Raw genomic sequence first — 9,308 nt, 5'->3', positions numbered from 1 at the left:
CAGGTCAGGTCAGGTCAGGTCTTCGGGAGCTGGCGGCCGTAGTCGACCGTCTCGTCCTTGCCCGGCTCGGCCAGCGTGAAGTCCCTGTCCCAGTCGGCGAGTCGCAGGACCCCCGCTCCCGCGGCGCGCTCGAAGCGCAGCGGGTACGGGGTTCCCTTGAGCGAGACGTCCAGCGTGCCGCCGTCCCCCTTGTCGCCGCCCATGATCCGGACGGTGCGGGTCCCGGAGACCGTCGTACGGTCGCCCTTGTTCAGCGAGCCGTGCAGCCCGAGCAGCCCGTCCAGGAGCGCGTTCATGTCGGTGAAGCCGCGGAACTGCTTGTACGCCGGGTCGCCCTGCGGCACCTTCACGTACTTCGCGCCGAGCTTGTCCGCGGCCGTCGCCCCGCCCTTGCCGTCCGCCTGGTCCCAGAAGCCCGCGTCGGCCTTCACATAGAGCGCGTCACCGACCCGCAGCAGCGCGAAGGTGCTGTTCCTCGATGTGACCGAGCCGGTGCCGCCGTCCGCCTTGAGCTGCATGTTCAGCTTGTACGAGCCGCCCTTGCTGACCAGCGTCCCCGACAGCCGTACCGCATGCGCGCCGTCCACCGCCGCGCGCGCCTTCGTCTCGATCTCCTGTGCGGAGAGTTTGCCGACGCCATTGGTCCCGGCGTCCGGGTCCTCGCCGCCGCAGGCGGTGAGCGATGCGGCCAGACCGGCGCATACCGCGCCTGCGACTGCGGCTCGACGGGCCCGGGCGACCTGGGGGAATGCAGCCACAAGCGCACTGCCTCTCATGCGGGTGTCCTCAACAGCAGCCCGCAGCGTACCTGTGCGGCCTACGCGTATTGGCAGAGAGCCGTCCGGACGCCCCTCAAGAGCGCCCCGGGCCACCACGGGCTAGCCTGAACCCTGAATCGGACCGGCGGACCGGCGGACCTGGGCAGAAGGAGGCGCGCTCCATGGCAGCTGGCGCCCCCCGGGTCTTCGTCTCGCACCTCTCCGGCGTCGCGGTCTTCGATCCGAACGGGGATCAGGTCGGGCGCGTACGCGATCTCGTGGCGATGCTGCGCGTCGGCAACCGCCCGCCCCGGCTGCTCGGGCTGGTCGTGGAGGTCGTCACCCGTCGGCGGATCTTCCTTCCCCTGACCCGGGTGACGGGCGTCGAGACCGGCCAGCTCATCACCACCGGTGTGGTGAACATGCGCCGCTTCGAGCAGCGGCCCACCGAGCGCCTCGTCCTGGGCGAGCTCCTCGACCGGCGGGTGAAGCTCGTGGAGGGCGGCGAGGAGGTCACCGTTCTCGACGTATCGATTCAGCAGCTGCCGGCCCGCCGCGACTGGGAGATCGACAAGGTCTTCGTACGGAAGGGCAAGGGCGGCGCCCTGCGCCGCAAGGGCGAGACGCTGACCGTCGAGTGGTCGGCCGTCACCGGCTTCTCCCTGGAGGAGGACGCCCAGGGCGCCGAGTCGCTGGTCGCCACGTACGAGCAGCTGCGCCCCGCCGACCTCGCCAACGTCCTGCACCACCTCTCGCCCAAGCGGCGCGCCGAGGTGGCCGCCGTCCTCGACGACGACCGGCTCGCGGACGTCCTGGAGGAGCTGCCCGAGGACGACCAGGTGGAGATCCTCGGCAAGCTGAAGGAGGAGCGGGCCGCGGACGTCCTGGAGGCGATGGACCCGGACGACGCCGCCGACCTGCTGAGCGAGCTGCCCGAGGAGGACAAGGAGCGGCTGCTGACGCTGATGCAGCCGGACGAGGCCGCCGATGTGCGCCGGCTGCTCTCCTACGAGGAGCGGACCGCGGGCGGTCTGATGACGACCGAGCCGATCGTGCTGCGCCCCGACGCCACCATCGCCGACGCGCTCGCCCGCGTACGGCAGCAGGACCTGTCGCCCGCGCTGGCGGCGCAGGTGTACGTCTGCCGGCCGCCGTACGAGACGCCGACGGGCAAGTACCTGGGCACGGTGCACTTCCAGCGGCTGCTGCGCGACCCGCCCTTCACCCTGGTCGGCTCGATCGCGGACACCGACCTGCCGCCGCTGCCCCCGGACACCGCGCTGCCCGCGCTGACCAGCTATCTGGCGGCGTACAACCTGGTCTCGGCCCCGGTCGTGGACGAGAGCGGGTCGCTGCTCGGGGTCGTCACCGTCGACGACGTACTCGACCATCTGCTGCCCGACGACTGGCGCGAGACGGACTTCCACGGCGAGGAGGTCCCCGATGGGCACTGAGCCGAAGCCGGCCTCCAGGGCCCGTCTGGACCAGCCGCGTTCGCCGCGGCGCCGATTTCTGCCCGAGTACGACCCGGAGTCCTTCGGGCGGCTCTCCGAGCAGGTCGCGCGCTTCCTGGGGACGGGCCGGTTCATCGTCTGGATGACGGTGGTCATCATCATCTGGGTGGTGTGGAACACCATGGCGCCCAGCGCCATGCGCTTCGACCCGTTCCCCTTCATCTTCCTGACGCTCGTCCTGTCGCTGCAGGCGTCGTACGCGGCCCCGCTGATCCTCCTCGCGCAGAACCGGCAGGACGACCGCGACCGCATCAATCTGGAACAGGACAGGAAGCAGAACGAGCGCTCCATCGCCGACACCGAATACCTGACCCGGGAGATCGCGTCGCTGCGGATGGGGCTCGGCGAGGTCGCCACCCGCGACTGGATCCGTTCCGAACTCCAGGACCTGGTCAGAGAGCTGGACAAACAGCGCAGCGTATTCCCGTACGAGCCCACGGGGCCACGTGACGAAGGCGACCGCTGACCGCCCTTTCCCGGGGTGGGTGCCCGCGCCGTAACATCGGGGTCATGGCTACGGAAGACGCTGTGCTCGAAGCGCTCGCGACAGTGAACGACCCCGAGATCCACCGACCCATCACCGAGCTCGGCATGGTGAAATCGATCGACATCGGCGCGGACGGGGCGGTCGCTGTCACGGTCTATCTGACCGTCTCCGGCTGCCCGATGCGCGAGACGATCACCAACAGCGTGAAGGACGCGGTGGCCGGCGTCGAAGGCGTCACCTCCGTCTCCGTCGAGCTCGACGTGATGAGCGACGAGCAGCGCAAGGAGCTGGCGACCTCACTGCGCGGCGGCACCGCCGAGCGCGAGGTGCCCTTCGCCAAGCCCGGTTCGCTGACCCGGGTGTACGCGGTCGCCTCCGGCAAGGGCGGTGTCGGCAAGTCCTCGGTGACGGTGAACCTGGCCGCCGCGCTGGCGGCGGACGGTCTGAAGGTCGGCGTCGTGGACGCCGACATCTACGGGCACAGCGTGCCGCGGATGCTGGGCGCGGACGGGAAGCCCACCCAGGTCGAGAACATGATCATGCCGCCGTCGGCGCACGGAGTGAAGGTCATCTCGATCGGGATGTTCACCCCGGGCAACGCGCCGGTGGTGTGGCGCGGCCCGATGCTGCACCGCGCGCTCCAGCAGTTCCTGGCGGACGTGTACTGGGGCGACCTGGACGTCCTGCTCCTCGACCTGCCGCCGGGCACGGGCGACATCGCGATCTCCGTCGCACAGCTCGTCCCGAACGCCGAGATCCTGGTGGTGACGACGCCTCAGCAGGCCGCCGCCGAGGTCGCCGAGCGGGCGGGCTCGATCGCCGTACAGACGCACCAGAAGATCGTCGGAGTCGTCGAGAACATGTCGGGCATGCCGTGCCCGCACTGCGACGAGATGGTCGACATCTTCGGCTCGGGCGGCGGGCAGAGGGTTGCGGACGGGCTGACGAAGACGACCGGGGCCACGGTGCCGGTGCTCGGCTCCATCCCGATCGACCTGCGTCTGCGCGAGGGCGGCGACGAGGGCAAGCCGGTCGTCCTGTCGGACCCGGACTCCCCCGCGGGTACGGCGCTGCGCGCGATCGCGGCCAAGCTGAGCAGCCGCCAGCGAGGCCTGGCGGGCATGTCGCTGGGCGTCACCCCCCGCAACAAGTTCTAGGGCGTACGACGTAAGGGGCGGCCACCATGGTGGTCGCCCCTTACGCATGGCTGCTGTTACGCGTACGCGCTGATGTCCGCCACCACGGAGAACCCGAGCCCGTACGCCGACATGCCCCGACCGTACGCACCCAGCGGAACCCCGCCCTCCGTGGAGCCGGCCAGTATCCAGCCGAACTCCGACTCGCGGTAGGCGAACCGGGTCGCGACGCCGTCCACCGGCAGCGACAGCGAGGACCACTCGGGGCCGCCCAGGTCGTCGGCCAGCTCGAACGCGGTCTCCGTCTGCTGGTCGAGCCAGTCGTTGCGCAGGGTGTGGTCCATCTGCGCGGGCCAGGTGTACGCCAGCAGGCCCGAGCCGGCCAGCCAGGCCGCCGAGGAGACCGAGGTGGCCTCCAGTACGCCCGTGCCGTCCCCGCTGCGCCGCACCGGGCTGGCAGCCACTGTCACCACGACGGCGAACCGCTCGCGCTCCGCGGCGCTGTCGGACACCCGTACCGACGAAGGCTCGTCGCCGTGCCCGGTGGAGCCGTGCTGCACATTGCCGTCGGCCGCGATGCCGACCTGCATCAGCCAGCGTGGTCCTGTGAAGGCCTCGTCCAGTCCGTACCAGGGAAAAGGCGCGCGCAGATAGTCGTCAACCGTGCGCGGGCCTGCCTGACTCGTCGTCTCCACTGCCTGGCCGCCTCCTCTGTCCATCGGGTCCGGTGCGGCCCGCCCCCCTCGGGCGTCCTGCCTTCCGGACCAGATGGACAATACTCAGGTGGCGTCGTCGTCAAAGCGCGGGCGCTCTTCGACGGCCGGCCTGTCGCTCTTCTTCAGCAGGTCAGGCGTGGTGCTTCCGCTGGCGGGATTCGTCGACACGGCTGCGGACGCCACCGAACTGGTGGCGCTCTCCTTGCCGGTCACCGTGTCCGCGATGTCGGTGATCTCCTTCTTGAGATCGAAGCTGCTCCGGATCTCCTTCAGGCCCAGCGCGTCGTCGTCGCCGTCCAGCAGATGCTTGCGCACCAGGTTCTTGGGGTTGAGGTCCTCGAACTCGAAGTCCTTGAACTCCGGACCCAGCTCGGCGCGGATGTCTTCCTTCGCGCTGTCCGAGAACTCACGGATCTTGCGGATGGTGCGCGTCACGTCCTGGATGACCTTCGGAAGCTTCTCCGGACCGAAGACGAGCACGGCAAGGACCACGAGCGTCACTATTTCCAGTGGGCCTACGTCAGTCAACACGTTGCTTGCTCCTCGTGTGCTCCGCGGCCCGAAGGTCGGGGTCGGTCCGGGCTTCGTTCACGGTACCCGCCCAAGCTGTCACGGCGGTACCTCTGGATTGCTCCGAAGATGACGTTCATGTCCCGCTCGCCGAACCGAGTGTCAGTACGACGGCCACCTCACGGCCCGAACGATTCACGGTGAGTTCGAGCCGGTCGCCCGGCCGGTGTGCCCGGATCTTCACGATGAGCTCCTCGCCACTGTGCACGCGCGCGCCGTCGACCGCGGTGATGATGTCGCCCGCCAGGATCCCCGCCTCGGCCCCGGGGCCGTCCCCGGCGACGGCCGGGCCGCCGTCCTTCGCCTTGTCGCCGACGCGTGCGCCGTCGCCGGTGAACTGCATGTCGAGCGTCACCCCGATCACGGGGTGAGTGGCCTTGCCCGTGTTGATGAGCTCCTCGGCGACACGCTTGCCCTGGTTGATGGGGATCGCGAATCCGAGGCCGATGGAGCCGCTCTGGGCGCCGGTCGGGCTCGTGCCGCTGTCCGCGGCCCGTATCGCGCTGTTGATGCCGATGACGCGGGCGTGGGAATCGACCAGCGGGCCGCCCGAGTTGCCCGGGTTGATGGGGGCGTCGGTCTGCAGGGCGTCGACATAGCTGACGTCGCTGCCGTCGCCCTTCTCGCCGCCCGCGGTGATGGGCCGCCCCTTGGCGCTGATGATGCCCGAGGTCACCGTGTTGGAGAGGTCGAAGGGGGCGCCGATGGCCACCACCGGGTCGCCGACCTGGACGTTGTCGGAGTTGCCGAGCGGCAGCGGCTTGAGGCCCGAGACGCCGGTGACCTTGACCACCGCGAGGTCGTAGCCGCTGTCCTTGCCGACCACCACGGCCTTGGCGACCTCGCCGCCGCTGAAGGTGACGGAGATCTCGCCCGACCCGTCGGCGGGCGCGACCACATGGTTGTTGGTGAGGATGTGGCCCTCGCGGTCCAGTACGAACCCGGTGCCGGTGCCCTGCTCGCTGCTGCCCTTCACATGCAGGGTGACCACACTGGGCAGCGCGCTGGCGGCGATGCCCGCGACGCTGTCGGGCGCCCGGCCCGGTGCCTCCCCCGCCGCCTGCGGGAGTTTCACGTTCGGGGCGATCCCGTCATTGCGCTCGATGTACGCACCGACTCCCCCGCCCACCACACCGGTGACCAGGGCCAGCAGGACGGCGGCCACGACGCCTCCCCTGCGCCGCCGGCGCCCGACGGGGGCCGGCGGCACCTGACGGGCGGCCCAGGGGTCGTAGTTCATCCACTGCGAGGGCGGCGGCTGCGGGGCCCCGAACTCGGGCGCGGGCCCCGGGACCGGTGTGCCCCCGGCGGGGGTGGGCACCGGCCGCTGCACGGGCGGCGCGGGGGCCCAGGGTCCGGGGCCGCCGTAAGGAGGTGTGCTGTACGGATCGGGCTCGTGCCGCGGCTGCGGACGGCCGGGTGGCCGGTCGACGGGCGGCGGCGGTTCGGCGGCAGAGCCGACCGATTGGTCGTGCTCATTCGGCCCTGTGGGCTTCCCGTCGTCCATGCTCTACCCGCACCCGCCCCAGATCCTGCGTGCCCCGTGGAGGCAATCCCTGCTGGGATTCAACCAGGTTGTCAGTGCCGGGTCAGCTGCGGTGCCCCGGCAAGCTGGGTGGCCGCCGGGGTGGCGGTCGGACTCGGTGTCGCGGGAGGTACCGAAGCGGTCGCAGGGGCGATCGCCGGTATCAGGGGCGGCAGCGACGAACCGGTGAGCAGCGCCGCCGACAGGGGGTGCGAGAGCGCTGTCCGTACGATGCCCGCCGTCAGCAGGGGTGACACGGCGGGCGCGGAGAGCGCCGTGACCGGCGGGGTGTTCGTCGCGGTGGCGGACGGGCCGATCTTGTCACCGGTCAGGGCGGAGGAGGCTCCGCCCTGACGGCGGAGGATTTCCGTACCCGCCACGACGGCCTGGCTGCTCGCCCCCTGCGGGGCCGCGCTGCCGCCGCCCTGTGCGGTGGCGGCGGTGGCGTCGCCGGAGGCGCCCGTCGGCATCGTGCCGCCCAGTGCGATCGCCGCGAGCGAGACCGCGCCCGCGGCGGCGAAGGCGAACCTGCGCCGGGAGGAGGACACCGAACGGTCGGTGTCCTGACGGCCGACGGGATGGATCGGGAAACCGGTGGCGGGCGCGGAGCCATGGGGCCTGACCGGGACGTACCCGAAGGTCTCCCCCGGGTCCTGGGGGAATTCACGGGAGGAGCCGGTCAGTCCGTAGACACCGCCGGCGAGTCTTCCTCCGCCGAAGGGGCCTGATCCGCCGCGCCCCGTGTCGTCGCCCCCTGGTCCGCCCGGCAGCCCCTGGAGGCGCGCCAGCAGGCCCTCGGAGGGCGGGGGCGGTGCGGTATCGGCGAACACGCTCTTCAGCCGGCGCTGGGCGTCGGCCTCGGCCTTGCACTTGGCACAGCTCGCGAGGTGGGAGAGGACCCGCTCGCGCACGTCGTGGTTCAGCTCACCGTCCACCAGCGCGGCAAGCCGGTCCCCGAGGTGCTGCTCGGCAGGGGTCGGGCCGGATCCACTCACGCGGCCCCGTCCTCTCCACCCGCCCCGGCGGCGCCGGCGGTCGCTCCGGCCAGCGCACGCTGCTCGGCACGGCGGGCCTCCGGCGAACGGTGCTGAAGGGCCTTGCGCAGGTGCGAACGGCCACGGTGGATCCGGCTGCGGACCGTGCCCAGCTTCACCCCGAGGGTGGCCGCGATCTCCTCGTAGCTCAGCCCCTCGATGTCACAGAGGACGACGGCCGCACGGAACTCCGGGGCCAGGGTGTCCAGCGCCTGCTGCACATCCGCGTCGAAGTGGGTGTCGTTGAAGACCTGCTGCGGGGACGGCTCACGGCTGGGCAGCCGCTCGGCGGCGTCGTCGCCCAGCGCGTCGAAGCGGATGCGCTGCTTGCGGCGGACCATGTCCAGGAAGAGATTGGTGGTGATGCGGTGGAGCCAGCCCTCGAACGTGCCGGGCGTGTACGTCGACAGCGAGCGGAAGACGCGGACGAAGACTTCCTGGGTGAGGTCCTCGGCGTCGTGCTGGTTGCCGGTCAGCCGGTAGGCGAGGCGGTACACCCGGCCGCTGTGCGTGCTGACGATCTCCTCCCACGAAGGAGGCGTCCACGCCTGCGCATCCGCGTCCGAGGTGAACGTCGCGGTCCGGGCCTGGGCGGAGTCGGCGGCGATGGAGCTGTCGGCAGCATTGTTGGTCACGGATTTCGGCTCACCCGATGACCTGAGAAAGCGCCGCAGCACTCCTCCCCGATCCACAGGCGCAGCCGCACCTCCCCTGTCGGCTCTGGTGGTGTCCAGTGGAGCCCCTACCATAGCCACCTCGCCCGTTAGCTCCGGATAAGACTGATTGCCGGAATCCTCGTTCATGACCATCCCCCCTGCCTCCTCATAACGCCCGGTCCCATCTGCGGGTTCCCGGGCGCAGCGGATACAGTCAACTCTGCGTCAACTACGGGGACAGGAGAGGGCCATTACCGCCAACCGGCAGACGAGCTGGGCGTTCGCCGACGCCTTTGTCGCCGAGGACGAAGCCCTGCGCTGGGCCCGGGACCGGGCCCGGGATTCAGGGCTGCCCTCGGTGTCACCGGGGACCGGCGCCGCGCTGCGACTGCTCGCCGCGACGGCGGGCGCGAAGGCCGTGGCCGAGATCGGCACGGGAACGGGCGTCTCCGGGATCTACCTGCTGCAGGGAATGCGGCGCGACGGTGTCCTGACCACGGTGGATCCCGAACCGGAACGGCAGGGCTTCGCCCGTCAGGCGTTCCGTGCGGCCGGCTTCGCGGGGAACCGGGCCCGGTTCATCCCTGGCCGCGCCCTGGACGTACTGCCGCGACTCGCCGACGGCGGATACGACCTGGTCTTCGTGGACGGCGACCGGCTGGAATCGCTGGATGTTCTCGCTGAATCGTTGCGCCTGCTGAGGCCCGGCGGGCTGGTCTGCTTCGAGGGGGTCTTCGCGGACGGCCGTACGGTCGATTCGGCCGCGCAGCCTGCGGAGGTGCTGCATCTGCGGGAGCTGTTGCGTGCCGTGCGGGAGAGCCAGGAGCTGCTTCCGTCGCTGCTGCCTGTCGGGGACGGGCTGCTCTGCGCGGTGCGACGGGGCTGAGCGGCACGGCCCCCGCCCCGGACCCC

At 71.0% G+C, this 9,308-nt stretch carries 10 protein-coding genes; 4 read left to right on the top strand and 6 right to left on the bottom strand.

The window, feature by feature from the left end; translation table 11 throughout:
* Positions 1-14 precede the first annotated feature (14 nt).
* Positions 15-776 (bottom strand): hypothetical protein, encoded by a 762-nt coding sequence (locus tag J0695_RS29550; protein WP_206967128.1) that lies wholly within the window; start codon positions 774-776, stop codon positions 15-17.
* Positions 777-940: 164 nt separating this feature from the next.
* On the opposite strand from J0695_RS29550, the gene J0695_RS29545 reads away from it, so the two are divergent.
* The 3 genes from J0695_RS29545 to J0695_RS29535 are packed head-to-tail and all read left to right on the top strand — an operon-like array spanning position 941 to position 3,916.
* Positions 941-2,212, top strand: a complete 1,272-nt coding sequence (locus J0695_RS29545; RefSeq protein WP_206967125.1) for a magnesium transporter MgtE N-terminal domain-containing protein — start codon at positions 941-943, stop codon at positions 2,210-2,212.
* A complete protein-coding gene (locus J0695_RS29540) occupies positions 2,202-2,738 on the top strand; it encodes a DUF1003 domain-containing protein (protein WP_206967123.1) in 537 nt (178 codons plus the stop codon). Before J0695_RS29545 ends, J0695_RS29540 begins: the two co-directional genes overlap by 11 nt.
* Positions 2,739-2,782: 44 nt before the next feature.
* Entirely contained in the window at positions 2,783-3,916 is a 1,134-nt protein-coding gene (locus tag J0695_RS29535; protein WP_206967121.1) for an Mrp/NBP35 family ATP-binding protein, read from the top strand.
* Positions 3,917-3,972: 56 nt separating this feature from the next.
* Here the strand turns inward: J0695_RS29535 and J0695_RS29530 are convergent, their stop codons facing one another.
* The 5 genes from J0695_RS29530 to sigE form a co-directional block, all read right to left on the bottom strand.
* Positions 3,973-4,614, bottom strand: coding sequence for a hypothetical protein (locus J0695_RS29530; protein WP_206967119.1), 642 nt, complete (start codon positions 4,612-4,614; stop codon positions 3,973-3,975).
* Positions 4,615-4,674: 60 nt separating this feature from the next.
* Positions 4,675-5,142, bottom strand: coding sequence for a sec-independent translocase (locus J0695_RS29525; RefSeq protein WP_206967117.1), 468 nt, complete (start codon positions 5,140-5,142; stop codon positions 4,675-4,677).
* A gap of 115 nt (positions 5,143-5,257) precedes the next feature.
* Positions 5,258-6,688, bottom strand: coding sequence for a S1C family serine protease (locus J0695_RS29520; protein WP_206967115.1), 1,431 nt, complete (start codon positions 6,686-6,688; stop codon positions 5,258-5,260).
* Positions 6,689-6,759: 71 nt separating this feature from the next.
* The gene (locus tag J0695_RS29515) at positions 6,760-7,701 is read right to left on the bottom strand and encodes an anti-sigma factor family protein (protein ID WP_206967113.1); all 942 of its coding nucleotides are present in this window, start codon (positions 7,699-7,701) and stop codon (positions 6,760-6,762) included.
* Positions 7,698-8,489, bottom strand: a complete 792-nt coding sequence (gene sigE / locus J0695_RS29510) for an RNA polymerase sigma factor SigE (RefSeq protein WP_206967112.1) — start codon at positions 8,487-8,489, stop codon at positions 7,698-7,700. Before sigE ends, J0695_RS29515 begins: the two co-directional genes overlap by 4 nt.
* Positions 8,490-8,616: 127 nt before the next feature.
* Between sigE and J0695_RS29505 the strand changes: the two genes are divergently transcribed.
* On the top strand, positions 8,617-9,282 hold the full coding sequence (locus J0695_RS29505; protein WP_206967129.1) for an O-methyltransferase: 666 nt from the start codon (positions 8,617-8,619) through the stop codon (positions 9,280-9,282).
* The last annotated feature ends 26 nt before the right edge of the window (positions 9,283-9,308 follow it).

The organism is Streptomyces beijiangensis (genome assembly GCF_017315755.1).
In the GTDB taxonomy this organism is placed as follows: Bacteria; Actinomycetota; Actinomycetes; order Streptomycetales; family Streptomycetaceae; genus Streptomyces; species Streptomyces beijiangensis.
This window is presented reverse-complemented; position numbering and strand designations above follow the sequence as displayed.